We start from the raw sequence: 19,127 nt of genomic DNA, 5'->3' as shown, positions 1-19,127 counted from the left end.
TTTTTGTACTCCTCAAGGAACGGACTCGATAGGCCATGGCGCAAACTTCACAACGACTCAACGACGCCGCTGACTCTTACGGCTTTGGCTTCGCCGAGATGGCGTACCTACTCAAGGCCACTTCCACCCCGGAAGCGGCCAAGAGTGCCACAGTGCTTCGGCTCACCGAAGAGCTCAACTCCGAGCAGTTGTGCATTGCCGGCGCTTCATCGCTGCTGGCAAGGGGCCTTGCCAGCCTCAACGGTGAAGACATCGAGTTGGAGGGGCCCACCATGGCCCTCGCCTACGCGCTGGGCCGGGCCAACCGTTGGACTGAGATCAGTTTGATGACTGCCGACGCTGTGGACACTGTGGTTCATGTTGAATCCGACCGGGTCAAGGTCCTGCTGCAGCCCCGCTCCCTGTCCACCTGGTTCGCTTTCGCTCAAGATCCCAAGCTCGACGGCGCCGTCGCGGAAGTAGATGTTGTGGCCGAACATGTCCGTCAAACAACTACCGGGACCGCCTATGTCCTGAGCCGCAACATGGACAACGAAGACTATTTGATGATCCGTCCAGATGCGAACAACTGGGCTGTGGGCAGGGTGACAGATCCCACCGCGGATGTTGTTGAGCAGGCCGGCCTAAGCCGTGCAGAGTTGTTGGAAAAGCTGTCAGGGCTTCGGGCGATGATCTCCTCATGAGCAAGAAACCCGCAGGCGCGCATGCGGCCCCACCTGGGAAGACCGTGCACCCCTCCAAACGGAGCAGGGGCTACTACAAATCCGAGGTCGAACGTGAAGCCTTGCGTCAGGGCATGACAGTGGAGGAATACGGCGTGTACAAGGGCTCTGTGGGAAGTGCCGTCAAACCCGTCAACAGCGCAGGCGGATTGCTCGCGATCTCCTTGCTGATATCTGTCATTTACGCCTTCTGTCTTGTATTCTTTGTGATCCATTGGGCCCAGGACGGACCTCAGGAAGCACTCAAGAACGCCATCCCACTGCTGCTGGCTGGCATCTTTGTGCCTTGGAGCTGGGTGTACTTCGCCCGCGAACACAAAGCGAGCAAGCTACGCAAAGCACGTGGAATTACACTCATCCGCCCCGAGTAGGCGACGTGTCCTTCGTTGGCTGGAGGAAATCCCCCTCTGTCGGGCCCGGCCGAGCCTTCCCACTGTGGTGCGAAACGCCGTCGCACTTGTTCGCAAGATGAAACGAACTACAGCCGATTTGCCCCTCCCCACTAAACTGGTGCCATGACCAATAACAATGTTCCTTCCGTCGGCCTGGTTGGTTGGCGCGGCATGGTCGGTTCCGTTCTGCTGCAGCGCATGCAGGACGAGGGCGACTTCGGCGATATCAACCCCGTCTTTTTCTCCACCTCAAACGCTGGCGGCAGCGCCCCGGTGATTACGGGCGCCGGCGATGCCGGCAAACTTGAAGACGCCTTTGACATTGACACGTTGGCCAAACTCCCGATTATTGTCACCGCCCAGGGCGGGGACTACACCAGCCGCGTGCACAACGAGCTGCGCAGCCGCGGCTGGGACGGGCTCTGGCTGGACGCCGCGTCCACACTTCGCATGAACGACGACTCCATCATCGTGCTGGACCCCATCAACCGTGCCGCCATCGACGCAGGCCTGGCCAATGGCACCCGCGACTTCGTGGGTGGCAACTGCACAGTCTCATGCATGCTCATGGGCTTGGGTGGCTTGTTCAAGAACGGCCTCGTCGAGTGGGGCACGTCCATGACCTACCAGGCAGCCTCCGGAGGCGGCGCCCGCCACATGCGTGAGCTGCTGAACCAGTTCGGCACGCTCAACTCCGAGGTTTCCAGCGAACTGGACAACCCGGCGTCGGCCATCCTTGAAATTGACCGCAAGGTCCTGGCCCACCAGCGCGAAGGCATCGACTCCAGCCAGTTTGGCGTGCCGTTGGCGGGTTCATTGATCCCCTGGATCGACGCTGATCTGGGCAACGGCCAGTCCAAGGAAGAGTGGAAGGCCGGGGTGGAGACTAACAAGATCCTGGGCAACTCCGCTGACAATCAGGTCATCATGGACGGACTGTGCGTACGCATTGGCGCCATGCGCTCCCACTCACAGGCACTGACCTTGAAGCTGCGCGAAGACCTCCCCGTCGCGGAGATCGAGTCCCTTTTAGCCAACGACAACCAGTGGGCCAAGGTGGTACCGAACACGAAGGACGCCTCCATGTCCGATCTCACCCCGGTGGCCGCCTCCGGCACGCTGGAAGTCCCGGTGGGCCGCATCCGCAAGATGGACATGGGCCCGGAATACATCAGCGCCTTCACGGTGGGAGACCAGCTCCTGTGGGGCGCCGCCGAGCCGCTGCGCCGCATGCTCAAGATCGCTGTCGGCACGCTCTAAAACTAGAGTTCCCAAAAGCTCAGCCTCCAGCAGGGCGCACCTTCCTTACGAACGTGCGTCCTGCTGCGTTTAAAATTGTTTTCGCGGGGAAATACTGGTTGGGAATAATCCAAACACTGATATTCTCAGGTGATTCGCAATCAAAATCCAATCACGCATATCGGGGGGACACATGGAAAAGAAGTGGATTTTATTGCCGATAATCGCCTCCATGGCTTTATCGGGATGCTCCGCAACAGGCAAAGACGTGCCGGAAAACAATTTGTCCAGCACGTCAGCTGCTGCCATGGAAACCGCCAGCACCGCGGCCCCGGAAAGTGGAAACCCTGAAAGCACCGGTGCCATCACGGTAATCTCACCGTCTGCCCTGGCTACCCAGGACCTGAGCGACATCAAGTGCACATCAGACAACGAGGGATCGTGGTCGTTCCAGGCCACCGTCAACAATCCCGGCAACACCCAGCGCCGATTCACCATTGCCATCGCCGTTGTGGCCAACTCAGTGGCACAAGGACACACAATGATCACGGTGGATGTGCCCGCCAAGGGCTCCGAGCCCGTGGCGGCAAAAGATTTCGCCATCTCTGCCGATCCCGGCGCCATCTGTGAACCCGTCATGTCGGTTGAAGATTAGGACATCATGAAGAATCGACTCATCGTCGCCACCCTTGCACTGAGCTTGTTTGGCGCCATGCTCTCCACCCCGCCGGCATTTGGCGCCGAAACGCCTGTTTCCAACCAATCCGCAACAAACAGCTCCCCGGAGCCGGCCGAACCAGCCGCCAGCAAGGACGCGGCCCGCGCCGCCGCTTTCGAAACGGACGTGGCGCAGCCTGCGGAAATCACGCCGGAAACTTCCCCGACGCCCAATCCCGCGACCAACCCGGCTACGAACCCGGTGACCCAAGCCCCGGTACCGGCCGCTCCGCAACCGTCGGAAACCGTTCAAGACAGTACCGATCCGGCTCCTGCAGCCACGCAGGAACCAAGCACACCGGTTCCTGCGCCACTGCTCGCTGACACTCCGGAGCCCCCCGCCCCGGCGAAGCCGTTGGCAGCCGAGATAGTGGTCAAGGGCGCCGTGAAAGTTCGCTGGGATTCGCTCAACGGACAGAACGGCCCTCTTGGCGCCCCGCTTTCAAACGAAAAAACAAACCCCGGCTACATTGTCCAAGAGTTCAAGGGCGGTTTCATCTACGTTGACGCTGGCACGGGAACCCACCATATTGTGGCCACCAGCGCCATTGGAAAAGTTTGGTACAGCGGGGGCAAGGATGCGGCCAAAGGCTTCGGCGTCCCGGTTTCCGATGAAATTCCAGCAGAGAACGGCAGCTACCAAAAATTCTCCGGAGGCAAGTGGATCTTCAGCACCGGCCTGTCGCTCAACACCAAGGGTGGCATCGGCAGTAAATGGCTTGCTGGCGGCGGTCCCGAAACATTGGGCGTGCCCACCAGTAACGAAATGTGCGCACTTCGCGACGGCGGCTGCCTACAAGGCTTCAAGAAGACCACGATCTTCTGGTCACCCACCTCCGGCTCCCACGCCATACACGGAGGAATCTTGGGGCGCTACAAGACCAATGGAATGCAGGACGGGCCCGTCGGCTACCCAGTCGGCCCGGAAACGTGCAACCTCCCCCAAAAGGGATGCTTCCAGAACTTCCAGAACGGCCAGATACTCTGGGTTGCCGGGACAGGTGCCTTCAGCATCGTGAACAGCCCGATCAGAAACCATTTCAACAGCCAGGGCGGCACTGCAGGTTTCCTGATGTTCCCCCGGGGTGAACAGGTCTGCAATCAGTCAGATAACGGCTGCTACCAGAATTTCCAGGGCGGCGTCGCCTACAACGCCAAGTCCACGGGAGCCGCAAGCGTACGCAATGGCAAGTTCCTGGACGGCTACCAGCGAAGGGGCTGGCACAACGGGATTCTGGGCTTCCCCAAGGCCCAGCAGGTCTGCGGCCAACCAAATGGCGGCTGCTACCAGGACTTCAGGTACGGCAGGCTCTGGACAAATAGCGCCCATTCCAACGCCTATGCAACCCAGGGCGGAATCGGCTCACAGTATATGGCTCAGGGCGGTCCCAGCGGCTATCTTGGCTACCCCATTTCCGATGAGCGCTGCTCTGGCAGCCAATGTGTGCAAACTTTTGTGGGCGGACACATCGGCTGGGGCAGCGACGGGGCAGGCGGCAGCTATGTCATGAGCGAATGCCAAAACCTCAACAATGGCAGGTCCCGCTACACAACAGGCGGGGCAAATCGCGTGCTCCTGACATTCACCAACAGTTACAACCAAGCTTATGCAACGGTGATCTACTGCAAGAAGGTCGCAGCCATCTACGTCACCGACTGGAAGACCGACGGCTATGTCGGAGCCTCAGGATTCAAGGCACCAGGAGTCCCCTCGGGCCCCACACGCAACCTGTTTTCCCCCACCGGCTCGTTCACGGTCACGGAAGCCTTTGGCCTGGGCAACCCCGGCACAAAGCTTCCCTATCGGACACTCAATCCGAACTCCCGGTGGGGCGGGAACCCTTGGACGCCCACGTACAACAAGTATCACGAGTCAAATTCATGGGTCGGTTGGGACGAGAACATGTGGTATTTCGCCACGCGCGCCCAGCACGACTACCAGCAAGGCGCTGTCATCGACTACAACCGGCCCGACATCACTCAGGATGCAGGATTTGCCATCTTCCTGCATGAAAACAAGGTCCCGACGGCAGGCTGCATTTCCGTTGACGACTGGGCCATGGTGGACTTCCTCCGCAAGGCAACCTCCGGGGACCGCATCATCATGGGTGTGAAGTCCGCACTCTTCAGCTAACGGATCCGCTGGGACAGCCTGGTCAGCCCGGTTAAGGCAGGCCAGGCTGTTTCTTGCCCAGGAACCGGGCATATGCCTCTACAGCTTTCTCCAACGCCTTGAACCGCGCCGGGTTGAGTTCAGCAAAGAGCTCTGGAAGCACGACGCCGGCCAGTTCCCTTTGCTTCTCCGAGGCACCTTGGGCTTTGCGCCACGTCCCGGACACCTGTCCGTCCACAACCACAGTCGCCTTGAACATGCCGTTGTTGCCGGGCACGGTCAGCGGTGCGTGATGTGGGGCAAGTGCCGCGCTGCGGTCGGTGTAGCCGAGCAGGTATTCGTCAAAGCCCGGCAGCAGCATCACCGAGCGTGATCCGGTCAGGGAGCCAGATACCGCCCGCTGTGACGCCGCGCCACCGAGCATCTCGGCAGTTTCCGGTGCCAGCCAATATTGCACGCCGTCGCAGTCAAGGGAAACAAGCTGGTTCTTGAGCTGTGCCAGCGCCGTGTTGATGTCCTTGAGCGTCAGTTTCGTCCACCACTGGAAGTCCTTGACAGTTGCCGGCCCGTGGCTGCGGAAGTAGCGCAAGGTGAGTTCGGCCAGTGCCTGTTCTCTCGTGAGGATCCGCGGACTCTTGACCCATTCCCGAGCATTCACAAAGAACTGTGTATTGCCCTTGCCGGCAACCTTGTCCATGGGTCCTTGGACGAGAGTTCCTTCAATGCACAGCAACCAGAGCAGGTGGGTTCCTCTTTGGGCCGCTGTTTTCTGCCCGGCCCGCTCAAATTCGGCAAACACGTCGTCCCGTGATGCCCGCCCGCCGTCCTGTTCCAGCAGCCCAGGGGCAAGTTCGCCCGCCTTGCCAACGTCCGGCGTCGTAATTTCCAACTGGCGGTGGCGGGTGGTCATGGATTTCGCCATGCGGCCAGCCGTCAATGCGAGGATCCAGCCAAGGTCTTCTGCCGCGGTCACGTGGAGCGTTCCGCGAAGGGGCCAGGAACGGACAAGCTCGCCCCTGTTGAAAGCAGCTTCCACTTCCGCCCGGGTGCTTCCCGGTGCGCGCAGGCCAATGGACCACAAGACGCCCGGGAAGTCCTGGCCCTGCAGTGCGGTCAGTGAACGCACAACGTCCACCGGCCCCGGTGAAGGGCTGGTGGACGTTGGAAGGATGCCCTGCGCGGCCAGGCGCAAGTGGGCCAGTGAGGCGGGCGTGATGCTGTTGCTCATGCAGCCAATCTAGCGGATGGACCCCACAAAGAGCACTGCGGAAGCCGTTCTTACTGCAGCTGATGCGGGTCCGGACAAGAGCGCTGCGTTCTTACTGCAGCCAATGCGGGTGCCAGCACGTGTCACCCGCATTTGCTGCAGTATGGATTCCGAATTACCGGGCGGAACGCATATTTGCTGTGATGGGGCATTCGAAGGGGTCACGCTGGCCCAGTCCAACACGGTTCAGGTACTTCATGACGATCATGTAGGACTTGCCCAGTGTGGTCTCGGTGTAGGTGATGTTCCGTTCGGCACAGTACGCACGGACCATGGGCTGAACGGCCCTGAGATTCCTCGAGGACATGGTCGGGAAAAGGTGGTGCTCAATCTGGTAGTTCAAACCGCCCATGGCCACGTCAACCCACTTGCCGCCGGTGATGTTGCGGCTCATCAGCGTCTGGCGGCGCATGAAGTCGATCTTGACATCCTTGGGAACCAGTGGCATCCCCTTGTGGTTCGGCGCGAAGGAACCACCCATGTACAGTCCCAGCGCCATGATCTGCACAACGATGAACGACAGGCCAATGGCCCAGCCCAGGAACCAGACGGTGAACGCGGGAAGCAGCACGAGGCGCACGAAGAGCAAAGCGATCTCAGCCTTGCGCTCCGGGACAATCTGCTTGCGGTCCAGGACACGGCCCAAGGCGGAGACGTGCAGATCCAAGGCGGCAAGTGTCAGCAGTGGGAAGAAGAAATAGCCTTGACGGCGGGCAAACCACTTCGCGAACCCCTTGCGCTTGGCAGCGCTATCCGGGTCAAATACGAGCGCTCCGGGATCGATGTCGCCATCCACGCCGACCTTGTTCGGGTTCAGGTGGTGCTTGCCGTGCTTGTTCATCCACCAGCCGTAGCTCAGCCCAACGAACAGGTTCCCGGCAATGCGGGCCAGCCACGCGTTCTTCTTGGCGGAGGCAAAGACCTGGCGGTGTGCCGCGTCGTGCGAGAGGAATGCGGTCTGTGTGCACATGAAGGCAAACACGACGGCGGTTACAAGCTGCCACCAGGTCTGTCCCAGTGTCAGGAACAAGGCGAGAACGGCCAAGTAGCCCAGTGACTGGCGCACGATCCGCAGCACGTACCACTTGACGTCGCGATCCATGAGCCCAGTGGCACGGACTTCCTCGCACAACTGGATGAAATCCGTTACGTGGCGGTCCCGCGCAGGGCGTTTCCGGGCCGCAACAGGCGCCGGCGCGGCCATCTCTTCGAGTACATCCGGGTTGTCAAGTGTTGCTGACGACATGCGTTCTCCTCGTGCTGGACTCCGCAAAAGGAAGTGCCACGTTGATAGAAAGGTCAAAGCTTTCCATTAACACTATGAAGAACCATGGCGGTGCACATCACACCCGGGAGCCGTCTTGACCCCATACCCGGGTACGGGGTGCGCCGCTGCACACGCAACGGAGCTGCCGGCTAGAGCGAGCAGCCCACCAAAACAGGCTCCGGGACCAGGGAAATACCAAATTGACGTTCGACGCCGGAGCGCACCGCCCGGGCAATCGCCAGGATGTCTTCGGTGCTGGCCCCGCCACGATTCGTGATGGCGAGGGTGTGCTTGGTGGACAAGGCAGCGCGTGGCGGGGTCCCGGCGTCGTACGTGTTGCTCGTGGCCTCCCCCAACAAGCCATATCCCTTGGTAAACCCTGCCCGTTCAATGAGCCAGGCGGCGCTGAGCTTGATCTTGTCCCCGGCGGCGTAGCGGGGGGCATCGGACGGCAGGGTGGCAGCAGCCTCGGCGGTGACGATGGGGTTGGTGAAGAATGAGCCCGTGGAGAAAGTGTCGCGGTCGGCAGGGTCAAGGACCATGCCTTTGGCTGCGCGCAGGGCCAGGACGGCGCGACGCAGGTCCAGGGAGTTGGCGCGCTTGCCGATCTCGACGTCGAGCCTGCGCGCCAGTTCGGTGTATTTGACTGGCGCGCTCATACGGCCCAGCAGAAGCTGAAATTCCACGCTCAGCACCACGTAACGGGGGGAACCGTTCACTGTTGACGCCTTGAGCAGGGAGTGGCGGTAGCCGAATTGCAGCTCATGGTTGGCGAACGTGTGAACGGTATTTTTATCACGGTCCCACGTCCGCACTGCGGCAATGGTCTGGGCCACCTCGCAGCCATAGGCGCCCACGTTTTGCACCGGGGTGGCCCCGGTGCTGCCAGGAATACCGGACAGTGCTTCCACGCCGGACCAGGCGTGGAGGACGGATTGGTGCACAAAGTCGTCCCAGTCGTGACCTGCCTGGACCACCACGGAGGCGCCACCGCAGGAGTCTTCCGAGTCCACGGTAAAACCCTGACTGGCAATCTTCAGCACGGTGCCCTCGAAACCTTCGTCGGCAACCACTAGGTTGGAGCCGCCGCCAAGGATCAGCAATGGCTCGCCAACCTCGTCGGCGGCCCTGACGGCTGCGATGATTTCCGCTTCGGAGGTGGCCACAACATACTTCTTGGCAGGTCCGCCCACTTCAAGGGTGGTCAGGGAACTCAGTGCCGTTTGCGCATTCACGATTCCACACTATCGCGTGGGCGCACCGTGCCGGTGTCATCCAGGTATTTTGGCTTGCGCACCACAGGGGTGAGGAAGAACGCCACCACCAGCATGCCCAGCACCGCCAGCAATGAATGCAGCACGCCTACGTGCTCGGCTAGCAGTCCCAGCAGTGGCGGACCACCCAGGAACGCGCCATAGCCCACCGTGGAAACCACTGAAACGCGTGCCGCAGCGTGTTCGGGGTCGTCGGAAGCTGCGGACATGGCGACAGGGAAGCCCAGTGCGGATCCCAGCCCCCAGAAGACGAGCGCCGTAAGAGCAATCTCCTTGGTGGGGGCAAACACAAAGAGCCCTAAGCCAAGGACGGCCAGCCCCGCACCAACCCGCAGCACAATCACGCGGCCATACCTGTCAAGGACCACTGTTCCGGCGAAGCGGCCAATGGTCATGGCGGAGACGAAAATGCCATAACCTATGGCACCCAGTGCAGGGGTTGCCTGGTAGCCGTCGACCATGGCTAGGGCCACCCAGTCCCCTGCCGCGCCTTCGGCCAAGCCAAGTCCCAGCACCAGGGCACCGAGCATGAGGGTGCGCGGGTCACGCCATGCGGCGGCAATTTTGGCCTTTCCCGCACGCTTGGCCGCAGCAGACTTCGCCTGCCCTTCACCGGCATCACTGACATCCACCATCAATGCGGTGCTGAGCAGCTTGTCTGCTTGATAGTGGCCGGTGCCCACCAGCACGGCAATGAACACCGCCACCGCCATCACGCATAGGTGAATGAGTACGGGAACGTGCTGGGAAGCCGCCAGTGCACCCAGTCCCGCGCCAACCACCGTGCCAATGCTGAAGGATCCATGCAGGCGCGGCATGATGTGCCGACGCAAAGCCCGCTCCACCGCAGCACCCTCGATGTTGCAGGCAGTGTTGTAGCTGCCGGTACCCAGACCAACCAGAACAAGGCCGGTCCCCACGACAAGTGTTTCTGAAAACACCGTGGCGCCCAGGCCCATGATCATGAAGCCAACGGTTTGGATCAGGATGCCCAGCCGGGTCGTCAGCTTCGACCCCAACCGCAGCACGATCAACCCGGAGGCCGCAACCGAGACAAAAGAGCCCAGCGACATGCACAGCAGCATCAGGCCAATTTGGCCCGGAGTCAGGCCAAGGTCGTCTCGAATGGCTGGAATGCGCGAGACCCAAGTGGCAAAGATCAGACCGGAACCGGCGTAGGCGATGAATACACCATTGCGCCAGGAAGCGACGGTGTCTACCGAGGTGGCACCGTTCACGCCACGCGGACCAGTGCCTGCGCCTTGACCAAAACTTTTTGTCCGTCCAAGGTGACGGTCAAATCAATCCGTGCGGAACCGGCGTCGGCATCCAACGCACCGACCACGCCAGTCACTTCCACGGCAGCTCCCGGAGCGTCATCAATGTCAGCAACGGGGACAGGCTTGGTGAAGCGCGTGCCATAAGATACGACGGCGGATGGGTCACCCACCCAGTCGGTCACCAACTGCACGGCCGCACCCATGGTGAACATGCCGTGGGCAATGACGCCGGGCAGTTCCACCTGGCGGGCAAAGCGTTCGTTCCAGTGGATGGGGTTGAAGTCTCCGGACGCGCCGGCATACCTGACTAGATCCGCCCGGGAAATTTCGAGGGTCCGCGTGCCGATCACGGTCCCCACAGACAAATCTGCAATGTTCAATGCTGTTTTCGTCATTACTGCCCCTCCCCGCGCACCAAAATGGCGGACACGGTGGTGGCCACGGATTCTCCGGCCACCGTTGAAATTTCGGCGCGGGTGGTGATCATGGCCCCGCCACCCATGCCGCGCACTGCGTCAACATGAAGTTCGGCGACGAGCTCGTCCCCTGCGACAATGGCCCGGTGGTGGGTGAAGCGTTGTTCCGCGTGCACCACGCGGGTGAAGTCAATGCCTGAGTCAGGGTCGTTGATCAGCAGGGCATCGGCGCGCTGCGCAACGATGATGGCGTAGGTGGGCGGGGCCACCAGGTCGGCGTGGCCCAGTTCCTTGGCTGCTGCAACATCAAAGTGTGCTGTGCTGACAGCCTTGACGGCGCGGGCAAAATCACGAATGGATTCCCTGCCCACACTGTAGATTTCACTTAATTTGTAGCTGCGCCCCTGCAGCTCGGGATTGATGGTCATGGGCTTAAGCCTATCGCCCGGAGCCGGTCCCGCCTGCACTAGCTCCGCGTGCCGGACCGCATTTTCCTCACGATGTCCAACAGCGACTCCATGTCCATGTGTTCCTGCTGGTCCTGCTGCGCCTCCACGCCGGCGGGGAAACCAAAAATGGTGGCGTTGTAGTACATACCGTCACCAAGCAGCATGACCGCACGCGCCACTGCGGGCTCCCCCACATCGCTGAGAATCAATTCAAGCCAGCGGGCGTGCAGTTCGGTAAATGTCTGGCGAACGGCGCCGTCGTCGCTTTGGATCAGGCGTGTGGCGGCAACGATGGCCCGGTCGAAGGGTGTGCCCCCAAAGACGCTGGTGCGAATGTAATAGCTGGCGCAGCCTTGAGGGTCCTGCGCCATGGCGACGAAGTCCTGCTCCGCGTACTCCCGAAGCTTGCTCAGGAGGCCTTCCGTCAACGCTTCCTTGCTTTTGAAGTGGTACAGCAGCCCGCCTTTGGAAACGCCTGCCGAAGCAGCCACCGCATCCAGCGTCGCCGCGCGCGGACCGTCGCTGATGAGCAGGTCAGCATAGGCGTCCAGAACCCGATCCCGGGCTGGGGGGTGATTAATCATGATTCCAGCCTACAAGAAGTGACGAAGTACACCGTCCAGCCGGTTTACTGTACCGGCTGGACGGTTTAGACTCGAAGGCATGGCTCTGACAACAAGCACCCTCAGCATCGACTCTGTAAAGTCCCCTCCCCGGGCAGGAATCCGTTCATGGATCGCCCTGGCCGTGCTGATGCTGCCCGTTTTGCTGATCTCCGTTGACAACACGGTACTCAGCTTCGCCATCCCCTCCATCTCCTTGGCACTGGTCCCGTCAGCGTCGGAATTATTGTGGATCATTGACGTTTACCCCCTGGTGCTGGCAGCCTTGCTGGTGCCCATGGGCAGCCTGGCCGACAGGATCGGACGGCGGAAACTGCTGCTGATCGGCAGTACCGGATTCGCCGTTGTTTCCGTCATGGCCGCCTTTGCGCCCTCTGCCGGCGCCTTGATTGGCTACCGTGCCCTGTTGGGCTTCTTTGGCGCCATGCTCATGCCGGCAACTTTGTCGCTGATCCGCAATTTGTTCCTTCACCCGGATCAGCGCCGAACGGCCATTGCCGTCTGGGCTGCGGGCTTTTCCGGAGGCGCTGCACTGGGCCCGATCATCGGTGGCTTTATTTTGGAGCACTTCTGGTGGGGAGCCGTGTTCCTGCTGTCCGTGCCCGTACTCATCCCGCTGTTGATTCTGGCCCCGATCTTCGTCCCTGAGTCCAAGGACCCGAACCCTGGGAAGATCGATCCCCTCAGCATCCTGCTCTCTTTCGGTGCCATGGTGCCCACGCTGATCGGCATCAAGGAAATCGCCCAGTCAGGCATTTCTGCCGTGAACGTGGCGTTCATCATCGCAGGCATTACCCTGGGTGTACTTTTTGTACGCCGACAACTTCGCCGCGCACACCCCATGATGGACATGAGCCTGTTCAAGAACCCTGTCTTCAGTGGCGGCGTGCTGGCCAATTTGCTGAGCATCTTCGCGCTTGTGGGGTTCTTGTACTTCGTCACCCAGCACCTGCAGTTGGTGGTTGGCCTCTCCCCCACCCACGCAGCGTTTGTTTTGGTGCCCGGGCTCGCCATCACCATCATCTCGGGCTTGGTCGCCGCCAAACTGGCCAGCCGTTTCAAGCCTTCATATCTGGTGGCTGGAGGTCTGCTGCTCAACGCCACCGGATTCCTGATCGTCTGGCTCAACACCGACGGTTCGGTTGCCGGCATCGTCGCAGCGTTCGCGGTCCTTGGTGCGGGTGTAGGCATGGCCGAGACAATTTCCAATGACCTGATCCTCTCCGCGGCTCCCCCGGCCAAGGCTGGGGCTGCCTCCGCAATCTCAGAAACCGCCTATGAGGTGGGCGCAGTGCTGGGAACTGCCATTTTGGGCAGTGTGCTTGCTGCCGCCTACAAGCTGAACGTTGTACTCCCGGCCAGCTTGTCTTCGGCGGACAAGGAGTCTGCCGGGCAGACGCTGGGTGGCGCTATTGACGTGGCCCGCTGGATGCCGCCCCAACAAGGGGAAGCGCTGCTGGCATCGGCAAAACATGCCTTCGATTCCGGTTCAGGCATTGTCGCCATGGTGGGCGTTGTGCTCATGCTCGGTGCGGCCTTGATGTGCTTGCGCACGCTTCGCTCGGCACAGTCCAGCCCTGAGCCGACACGCCACTAGGCCTTACGGCGTTTGAGGGCTTCCTTCTCAGCGCTGCGCTTCTCTGCAGCCTTCAGTTCCTTGCGGATATTGCGGCCACGCAACCCCAGCGACACCATGTGGGCCAGAAGTCCGACGCCGATCAGCGGCAGTCCTATGAAGGTCATGGTCGGTGTGGTGGTCACGGCGCCGAGGACGATGATGACGATGCCGATGAAGGTGAGCCCCATGCCGGCAAAGACCACGTATTTGTAAGCGGGCGGAGCTGTTTCCCAAAAGTCGTTAAGCACAGCCCCAGTCTAGCCGGATTGCCCACCCGCTCCAGTCAGCACCGACAACTGTGGGGCACCCCGGTGACCCGGAATGCCCCACAATGTTCACTGGTGGCGCCAGTGGCTGCGCTTAGAGCGCTGGCTGGACGCCGTAGGCGATGGCCAGCTTCATGATCTTCTCGGCACGGCCCAGGCGGGGAAGGTCGGAGCCGTCGCGGATGACGCCGCCGCGGGCTTCGAAGTCGTCCATGAAGTCCTTGGCCCAGGCGACATCTGTCGGCGTGGGGCTGATGACCTCATTGATGATGGTGGTCTGGTCGATGGCCAGGCACAGCTTGCCCGTCATGCCCATGGAGACCGTGATGGCCGACTGCTCGCGCAGGATCGGGTGGTTGGTGCCGACGGTGGGACCGTCGATGGGGCCAGGCAGGTTGCCGACGCGGCTGGCGACGACGAGCTTGGCACGCGGGTAGGCCATGGCTTCGCGGTCTGCGGCCATGCCGGTGTCGCGGCGGAAGTCGCCGGAGCCGAAGGCTAGGCGGAAGGCGCCTTCTGCGCGGGCAATGTTATTGGCTTCCTCAATACCCAGGGCGGACTCGACCAGTGCCAGGACGCGGGTCTTGCCGTCGAGACGATGGTAGGTCTCCTTGACCTGCTCGGCATTTTCGGTCTTGGCGAGCATGACGCCCAACAAGCCGGGGACGTTGCGCAGGTTAGCTACATCGTCGGCCCAGAAGTCTGAGTGGACGTCGTTGATGCGGACCCAGGCTTTGCCACCGTTGCGCAACCAGTTGATGACGTCTTCGCGTGCGCCATCCTTCTTCTTCGGGTCCACTGCATCTTCGATGTCCAGCACGACGGCGTCTGCGCGGGATGCGACGGACTCGTCAAAGATCTCCGGTCGCGTGGCCGGGACGAGCAGCCACGAACGGGCAATCTCGGCAGGAATATTGCGGATGCGGGCGGGTGCGGAGGCTGGTTCGTTTCCAACAGAGGTAGACATGCTTCTACCGTATACTCCTCTGGCGTTTGCCGTCCTGTGACATTCCACAATGCTTTGTCACATACGCTGGACGAATACACCATTTTTTCACAATGCGATATTTTTATCTCATTTTATGACTCCGGCATGACCATGGTCCGCAAGTCCAACTGCCGCAGCAGCCTGTCCACTACTTCAGGATCAACCCCGGGCTCATTCCGGGCACTGAGTACTTCGGATCGGGCCGCATCGAGCGCGATGGTCTGCACGGCAATGGCCAGCTCGCGGCCGCGGCGGGCGCGCTCCTCCACCGGCTCATTGCTCAGGCCACCGTCAAGGAGTTCGGCGTGAAGCCGGCGCATCTTTTCCCTCACCAGTGCGATTTTTTCCGGCGGAAGGTTCTTGATGAGCCCATTGTCGCGCAGCGCGGCCACGGCCGCCTCTTGGGCGCGCATGGCCAGCACCTTAGTTGCCTCGCGTTCTCCGGAGCCATCGTCGGTCGCTTTCAACACGCGCATGAGCCAAGGCAGGGTCAAGCCGGGCAGCACAAGGGTTGACAGCAGCACGGTGCAGGCGATCACGATGATCTCGTGCCGGGCAGGGAACTCCGCCCCAGTCGGCAGGACCGTTGGCAGGGCCAGGGCCAGTGCCAGAGTGGCCAGGCCGCGCATGCCGCACCAGGAAAGGATTACGACGTCCTTAAAGCTGGTGGGCGGCGGGGCGCCGTCGTTCCTCCTGGACAACAACGCGAGCAGGCCAAACCAAGCGAACCTGATCAAGATGACAAGTACGCTGATCGCCATGGCAAGAGGCAGCATGCCCCAAATTGCCGACCCCTCCATGTTGATGACTTCCCTGACCTCCAGCGCCACCAAGCCAAAGGCCAGTCCGGTGGCAAGCAACTCCACCACATCCCAAAAGGCTGCCCTCGTGATCCGTTCGGTGGCGTCTTCGGCGCGGGCATGGCGTTTGATTTCCAGGGCCGTGACAACCACGGCTATGACGCCCGAGGCGTGCACTTCCTCAGCAAGGATGTAGGCAGCAAATGGCACCACCAGCGTCACGGCGCTGCGGGCCACCGGTGACGAGATGAGCCTGGTGATCATCCCCGTAACCCAACCCATGAGCATGCCCACCAGGATGGCGAGGGCTGCGCCGAGCAGGAAGCTCCCGATGACCCCGAGCCCAAAAGGCTGCCCATCCATGGCGCTGGCTACTGCCGCCTGGAATATGACAATCGCGGCGGCGTCGTTGAACAAGCCCTCGCTTTGAAGGACTGTAATGAGTCGCCGGGGCATGTGGACGCGCCCGGCCACTGATTCCACGGCAACAGGGTCCGGCGGGGCGCACATGGCACCCAGCGCCAAGGCTGCGGGGATGCCAATGCTGGGAATCAGCAGCCAGGCCGCTCCGGCCACCGCGGCCGTGGACACGGCCACCAGGGCCACCGCCAGCAGCCCGATGGTGCGCCAACGGACACGGAACACACCCCAGGAACTCTTTTGCGCCGTGGCGAAGAGCAATGGCGGCAAGAAGATGGGCAGGATCAACTCCGGGTTGATCCGCAGGTTGGGAAAGCCTGGGAGGAAAGTGAAGCCCCCGGCCATGATGAGCATGAGTACCGGGTAGGGCAGCTTGAGCTTGTCTCCCAAGCCGACAGCAATCACCGTGGCAAAAAGGAGCCCGACAATCAATATGAGCTGTTCCACAGGTTCTATTTTACGGGTTCAGTGCCTCGTCAATGGGCACGGTTCCGTCTGTGAATTCGATGGTGCGCATGATGGTGTCCGGCCGCTCCAGGACGGCTGCGGCGACCAACGCCACGTTGGCTCGTGAGGTGTGCCGCGGGTCTGCCCCATCCCGTTCGGTGGCTGGTGCAGGGTTGATCAGGGCAGTGGGGGCATCCAAGGTCAAACTGCCGGGGGCAAGGATGGTCCAAGCCAGCTGGCTCGCGCGCAGCTGTGCGTCCGCAGCCGCCTTCGCCTCAGCGTAGGCAAAGAAGCTGTTCTCCGGGGGAACACCGTGGTCAGGCCCTGCGCCGAGGTAGGAGATCATGACGTAGCGTTGCACACCGGCTGCCGCAGCGGCCTCCATCGAAGCGATTGCAGCGTCGCGGTCCACCGCGTAGGTGTGCTCGGGGCTTCCGCCGCCTGCACCAGCTGACCAAATGATGGCGTCGTGCCCGGCCAGAAGATCGGTGAGTTCGGCAACTGAGGAGGAGACGACGTCGTGCATCACCGGTGTGGCCCCGGCGGCCACCACCTCGTCAATGTGCCCTGCGTTGCGGATTACGGCCGTCACCTCGGTCCCCGCTGCTTTCAGCAGCGGCGCCAGCAACAGCGCCACCTTCCCATGTCCGCCAATGATCAAGACCTTCTTCAGCATTGCTGTTCCTTCCCGTGGAGATTGCCGTTTATAGGCAGCCTACGCCACTGTCCGCCTGAGAGACCGGGCCATGGTGTGACAGCTGTCCACACGACGCGGCCTCTGTGGACCAGCCTGCTGGGCACAAAAAACCCGCAATCTCCGGCCCAAGGGGCGGGGATTGCGGGTTCTTCATGCTGTAGCGGCACCGAGACTCGATCTCGGGACCTCACGATTATGAGTCGTGCGCTCTAACCAACTGAGCTATGCCGCCATAAATGAGAATGGCTCGTGCCACCCCGGACAAACCGTCTTGACACGAGCTTTCTCATTTGCGAGCCCCCCACCGGAATCGATCCGGTGACCTCGTTCTTACCAAGAACGCGCTCTACCACTGAGCTAGGGGGGCAACGAGAAAATACTTTACCAGTGGTTTTGGCTTATGCGAAATCGGGGTCACGAGCAGCCTAAAAGTCCCGAATTGCCGCAGGATCTGGGCGCTTGATGAACCATTCTCCCCCTGGTACAGCCAATTCCTGCGGCGCTATCCGGAGACGCGCAGGCACAATTTTGGCCACTACGCAGAATTCAACGGAAAAAACCGCGTTGAAAGGCTCAAAAAGGCCGTCTTTGAGAGCAAAATCACGACTTGCTATGAACGTCGCCGACCAAAGGGCCAGTAATCCGCGCTGCGGACCCCCTGGTCCGAAAAATCTGCGGGCTGTCCCTGCGGCAGTGTCCACGCCGGCCCATGCCCGGGCAGCAACCAGATCAGCTCCGGCGTCCCCATTTTCGCCGCAGCCTCCCGGATGCCGGCAGGGTCCACATGAAACGGGGCGGGCAGCAGCTGGGGTCCCACCCAAGGGCTGATGGCGTGCCCACCGATCAGCACGTCCCCACACACCACCAGGCCGGCGTCCCTGCACAGGTAGGCCGTGTGGCCCGTGGTGTGCCCTCCGGTGTGGATTGCCTCTAACCGACCGGGCAGGGAGGCCAGCACTGCCCCGTCCAGGGGCTGGACCGTTTGCACTGCCACGTTGCCCAGGCCGCCGGCCGCCACGGCGTGGGCCACCCAAACTAGCACCCTCGGAGCCAATACGCGCCAGCCGAGGTCCTTGACCGTGATCTGCTCCGTGATCTCACGGCGTATATTGGCCAGTTCCAGCGCGTGGGCGTAGACCGGCACGCCATGGGCGGCCACCACGGCAGCGGAACCAATATGGTCAGAATGACCGTGCGTGATGAGCAGCGCGGCACAGTCGTCAAGGGTTCGGCCCACGTGCGCCAGCGACATCAGCAACCGGTCCCGGTCCCCTGGGTACCCGGTGTCAATGAGCGTGAAACGCCGCGAATCGGGTTCCGTGAGGATCACCCAGTTGGCGGCCGGCCCCTCAACGAAAAACACTCCCGGCAGCACCTCAGTGACAGCCCGCCCCACAGTCCACTTCACCATCAAGTCTCCTTCGTTGTCGCATCCAGGGTTGTCGCATCCCGGCGCAGCGGCCGTGACACAGGCCCGAACCCTCCCAAAACGGAAAAAGCGAGGGGTGGCCCCGACCATTGGCCGGGCCCACCCCTCGCGTCAAACAGTTGCCTCAGGCTTGGTGCCCGGGGTTACCATTTGCCCTTGCTGTTGAAGTTCTGTCCGCCTTCGTGGCGGGGACGGCGGTCGCCGCCACCGTGGCCGGCATGGCCCTGGGTGCGCTCGTTGCTGAAGCCGCGGTCGGCTCCACGGTCAGCACCACGGTCGCGATCGCCGCGGAAGCCGCCACGGTCGCCGTCGAACTTCTTCTTGAAACCACCCTGGCCGCGGTCTCCGCGGTCTTCACGGCCCTTGTACGGAGCGGCAGTGCCGCCACCGCCGGCGGGACGGCGACCCTTGTCCAGCTCGAGGTTGATGAGCTCGCCGCTGATGCGGGTCTTGCTCAGAGCACGCCACTGGTCCTTGCTCAGCTCGGCAGGCAGTTCCACCAAGGTGTGGTCGGAGCGGATGTCGATGCCGCCGATTTGCGAGGAGGACAGGCCGCCTTCGTTGGCAATGGCGCCAACGATGGAGCCGGGCATGACACGCTGGCGGCGACCCACCGAAATACGGTAGGTGGCGTTGCCTTCGGTCAGGGTCCGGGTCGGGCCGCGGGAGCCGAAGCCGTCCTTGGCGCGATCCTTCTTCTGGT

20 protein-coding genes and 2 tRNA genes are annotated in these 19,127 nt (G+C 61.8%); 6 read left to right on the top strand and 16 right to left on the bottom strand.

The genetic code is table 11. The features are described 5' to 3' along the window. Positions 1–35 precede the first annotated feature (35 nt). The 3 genes from Q4P21_RS04260 to asd all read left to right on the top strand — a co-directional run bounded on the left by Q4P21_RS04260 (position 36) and on the right by asd (position 2,374). Positions 36–683, top strand: coding sequence for a hypothetical protein (locus Q4P21_RS04260; protein WP_303387596.1), 648 nt, complete (start codon positions 36–38; stop codon positions 681–683). Then, the gene (locus Q4P21_RS04255; protein WP_303387595.1) at positions 680–1,093 is read left to right on the top strand and encodes a hypothetical protein; all 414 of its coding nucleotides are present in this window, start codon (positions 680–682) and stop codon (positions 1,091–1,093) included. Before Q4P21_RS04260 ends, Q4P21_RS04255 begins: the two co-directional genes overlap by 4 nt. A 144-nt stretch (positions 1,094–1,237) precedes the next feature. Then, complete coding sequence (gene asd, locus Q4P21_RS04250; RefSeq protein ID WP_303387594.1) at positions 1,238–2,374, top strand: aspartate-semialdehyde dehydrogenase; 1,137 nt, start codon at positions 1,238–1,240, stop codon at positions 2,372–2,374. Between the two features lie 69 nt (positions 2,375–2,443). On the opposite strand, the gene Q4P21_RS04245 is transcribed toward asd, so the two are convergent. Beyond that, a complete protein-coding gene (locus Q4P21_RS04245; RefSeq protein WP_303387593.1) occupies positions 2,444–2,662 on the bottom strand; it encodes a hypothetical protein in 219 nt (72 codons plus the stop codon). Between Q4P21_RS04245 and Q4P21_RS04240 the strand changes: the two genes are divergently transcribed. Together Q4P21_RS04240 and Q4P21_RS04235 are read left to right on the top strand one after the other, a co-directional pair. Further along, a complete protein-coding gene (locus tag Q4P21_RS04240; RefSeq protein ID WP_303387592.1) occupies positions 2,661–3,008 on the top strand; it encodes a hypothetical protein in 348 nt (115 codons plus the stop codon). The two genes, Q4P21_RS04245 and Q4P21_RS04240, sit on opposite strands and share 2 nt — an antisense overlap. A gap of 6 nt (positions 3,009–3,014) precedes the next feature. Continuing rightward, complete coding sequence (locus Q4P21_RS04235; RefSeq protein ID WP_303387591.1) at positions 3,015–5,204, top strand: L,D-transpeptidase family protein; 2,190 nt, start codon at positions 3,015–3,017, stop codon at positions 5,202–5,204. A gap of 31 nt (positions 5,205–5,235) precedes the next feature. Here Q4P21_RS04235 and Q4P21_RS04230 read toward each other — a convergent pair whose 3' ends face one another. From Q4P21_RS04230 to Q4P21_RS04200, 7 genes are all read right to left on the bottom strand, one after another. Then, positions 5,236–6,411 (bottom strand): winged helix DNA-binding domain-containing protein, encoded by a 1,176-nt coding sequence (locus Q4P21_RS04230; RefSeq protein ID WP_303387590.1) that lies wholly within the window; start codon positions 6,409–6,411, stop codon positions 5,236–5,238. Positions 6,412–6,565: 154 nt separating this feature from the next. Beyond that, positions 6,566–7,696 (bottom strand): acyl-CoA desaturase, encoded by a 1,131-nt coding sequence (locus Q4P21_RS04225; protein ID WP_303387589.1) that lies wholly within the window; start codon positions 7,694–7,696, stop codon positions 6,566–6,568. A gap of 170 nt (positions 7,697–7,866) precedes the next feature. Next, a complete protein-coding gene (locus Q4P21_RS04220) occupies positions 7,867–8,952 on the bottom strand; it encodes a UDP-N-acetylmuramate dehydrogenase (protein WP_303387588.1) in 1,086 nt (361 codons plus the stop codon). After that, positions 8,949–10,229, bottom strand: coding sequence for a sugar MFS transporter (locus Q4P21_RS04215; protein WP_303387587.1), 1,281 nt, complete (start codon positions 10,227–10,229; stop codon positions 8,949–8,951). Before Q4P21_RS04215 ends, Q4P21_RS04220 begins: the two co-directional genes overlap by 4 nt. Next, on the bottom strand, positions 10,226–10,666 hold the full coding sequence (locus Q4P21_RS04210; protein ID WP_303387586.1) for a MaoC family dehydratase: 441 nt from the start codon (positions 10,664–10,666) through the stop codon (positions 10,226–10,228). The genes Q4P21_RS04215 and Q4P21_RS04210 overlap by 4 nt, the downstream gene beginning before the upstream one ends. Further along, positions 10,666–11,115, bottom strand: coding sequence for a MaoC family dehydratase N-terminal domain-containing protein (locus Q4P21_RS04205; protein ID WP_303387585.1), 450 nt, complete (start codon positions 11,113–11,115; stop codon positions 10,666–10,668). Before Q4P21_RS04205 ends, Q4P21_RS04210 begins: the two co-directional genes overlap by 1 nt. 38 nt (positions 11,116–11,153) lie before the next feature. Then, positions 11,154–11,720 (bottom strand): TetR/AcrR family transcriptional regulator, encoded by a 567-nt coding sequence (locus Q4P21_RS04200; protein ID WP_303387584.1) that lies wholly within the window; start codon positions 11,718–11,720, stop codon positions 11,154–11,156. Between the two features lie 79 nt (positions 11,721–11,799). Here Q4P21_RS04200 and Q4P21_RS04195 point away from each other — a divergent pair, with 79 nt between their 5' ends. Then, a complete protein-coding gene (locus tag Q4P21_RS04195; protein WP_303387583.1) occupies positions 11,800–13,356 on the top strand; it encodes an MFS transporter in 1,557 nt (518 codons plus the stop codon). Here Q4P21_RS04195 and Q4P21_RS04190 read toward each other — a convergent pair. From Q4P21_RS04190 to Q4P21_RS04155, 8 genes are all read right to left on the bottom strand, one after another. Beyond that, positions 13,353–13,625 (bottom strand): DUF3188 domain-containing protein, encoded by a 273-nt coding sequence (locus Q4P21_RS04190; RefSeq protein WP_303387582.1) that lies wholly within the window; start codon positions 13,623–13,625, stop codon positions 13,353–13,355. The genes Q4P21_RS04195 and Q4P21_RS04190 overlap by 4 nt on opposite strands. A gap of 112 nt (positions 13,626–13,737) precedes the next feature. Further along, a complete protein-coding gene (locus tag Q4P21_RS04185) occupies positions 13,738–14,610 on the bottom strand; it encodes a CoA ester lyase (RefSeq protein WP_303387581.1) in 873 nt (290 codons plus the stop codon). Between the two features lie 113 nt (positions 14,611–14,723). Beyond that, on the bottom strand, positions 14,724–16,298 hold the full coding sequence (locus tag Q4P21_RS04180; RefSeq protein ID WP_303387580.1) for a Na+/H+ antiporter: 1,575 nt from the start codon (positions 16,296–16,298) through the stop codon (positions 14,724–14,726). A 10-nt stretch (positions 16,299–16,308) separates the two neighbouring features. Then, a complete protein-coding gene (locus tag Q4P21_RS04175) occupies positions 16,309–16,971 on the bottom strand; it encodes an NAD(P)H-binding protein (protein WP_303387625.1) in 663 nt (220 codons plus the stop codon). 182 nt (positions 16,972–17,153) lie between these two features. Further along, positions 17,154–17,227 (bottom strand) — tRNA-Met (locus Q4P21_RS04170). 63 nt (positions 17,228–17,290) lie between these two features. Next, positions 17,291–17,362, bottom strand: a tRNA-Thr gene (locus Q4P21_RS04165). A gap of 243 nt (positions 17,363–17,605) precedes the next feature. Further along, positions 17,606–18,406 carry an MBL fold metallo-hydrolase gene (locus tag Q4P21_RS04160; protein WP_303387579.1) on the bottom strand — a complete coding sequence of 267 codons (801 nt, stop codon included), beginning with the start codon at positions 18,404–18,406 and terminating at the stop codon, positions 17,606–17,608. Positions 18,407–18,567: 161 nt separating this feature from the next. Next, a partial coding sequence (locus Q4P21_RS04155; RefSeq protein WP_303387578.1) for a DbpA RNA binding domain-containing protein occupies positions 18,568–19,127 on the bottom strand: 560 nt, incomplete at its 5' end.

Origin of the sequence: Arthrobacter sp. (assembly GCF_030540645.1) — a bacterium.
Taxonomy (GTDB): domain Bacteria; phylum Actinomycetota; class Actinomycetes; order Actinomycetales; family Micrococcaceae; genus Specibacter.
Note: the sequence above shows the minus strand (reverse complement) of the source record. Positions and strands in the feature narration are given on the sequence as shown.

Bases quoted from the DNA above. Each gene is read 5' to 3' on its own strand.
- Q4P21_RS04235 (WP_303387591.1), top strand. From the start codon at position 3,015: ATGAAGAATCGACTCATCGTCGCCACCCTTGCACTGAGCTTGTTTGGC.
- Q4P21_RS04255 (WP_303387595.1), top strand. From the start codon at position 680: ATGAGCAAGAAACCCGCAGGCGCGCATGCGGCCCCACCTGGGAAGACC.
- asd (WP_303387594.1), top strand. From the start codon at position 1,238: ATGACCAATAACAATGTTCCTTCCGTCGGCCTGGTTGGTTGGCGCGGC.
- Q4P21_RS04205 (WP_303387585.1), bottom strand. From the start codon at position 11,115: ATGACCATCAATCCCGAGCTGCAGGGGCGCAGCTACAAATTAAGTGAA.
- Q4P21_RS04245 (WP_303387593.1), bottom strand. From the start codon at position 2,662: ATGGCAGCAGCTGACGTGCTGGACAAATTGTTTTCCGGCACGTCTTTG.
- Q4P21_RS04240 (WP_303387592.1), top strand. From the start codon at position 2,661: ATGGAAACCGCCAGCACCGCGGCCCCGGAAAGTGGAAACCCTGAAAGC.
- Q4P21_RS04225 (WP_303387589.1), bottom strand. From the start codon at position 7,696: ATGTCGTCAGCAACACTTGACAACCCGGATGTACTCGAAGAGATGGCC.
- Q4P21_RS04160 (WP_303387579.1), bottom strand. From the start codon at position 18,406: ATGGTGAAGTGGACTGTGGGGCGGGCTGTCACTGAGGTGCTGCCGGGA.
- Q4P21_RS04230 (WP_303387590.1), bottom strand. From the start codon at position 6,411: ATGAGCAACAGCATCACGCCCGCCTCACTGGCCCACTTGCGCCTGGCC.
- Q4P21_RS04210 (WP_303387586.1), bottom strand. From the start codon at position 10,666: ATGACGAAAACAGCATTGAACATTGCAGATTTGTCTGTGGGGACCGTG.
- Q4P21_RS04195 (WP_303387583.1), top strand. From the start codon at position 11,800: ATGGCTCTGACAACAAGCACCCTCAGCATCGACTCTGTAAAGTCCCCT.
- Q4P21_RS04200 (WP_303387584.1), bottom strand. From the start codon at position 11,720: ATGATTAATCACCCCCCAGCCCGGGATCGGGTTCTGGACGCCTATGCT.
- Q4P21_RS04260 (WP_303387596.1), top strand. From the start codon at position 36: ATGGCGCAAACTTCACAACGACTCAACGACGCCGCTGACTCTTACGGC.
- Q4P21_RS04185 (WP_303387581.1), bottom strand. From the start codon at position 14,610: ATGTCTACCTCTGTTGGAAACGAACCAGCCTCCGCACCCGCCCGCATC.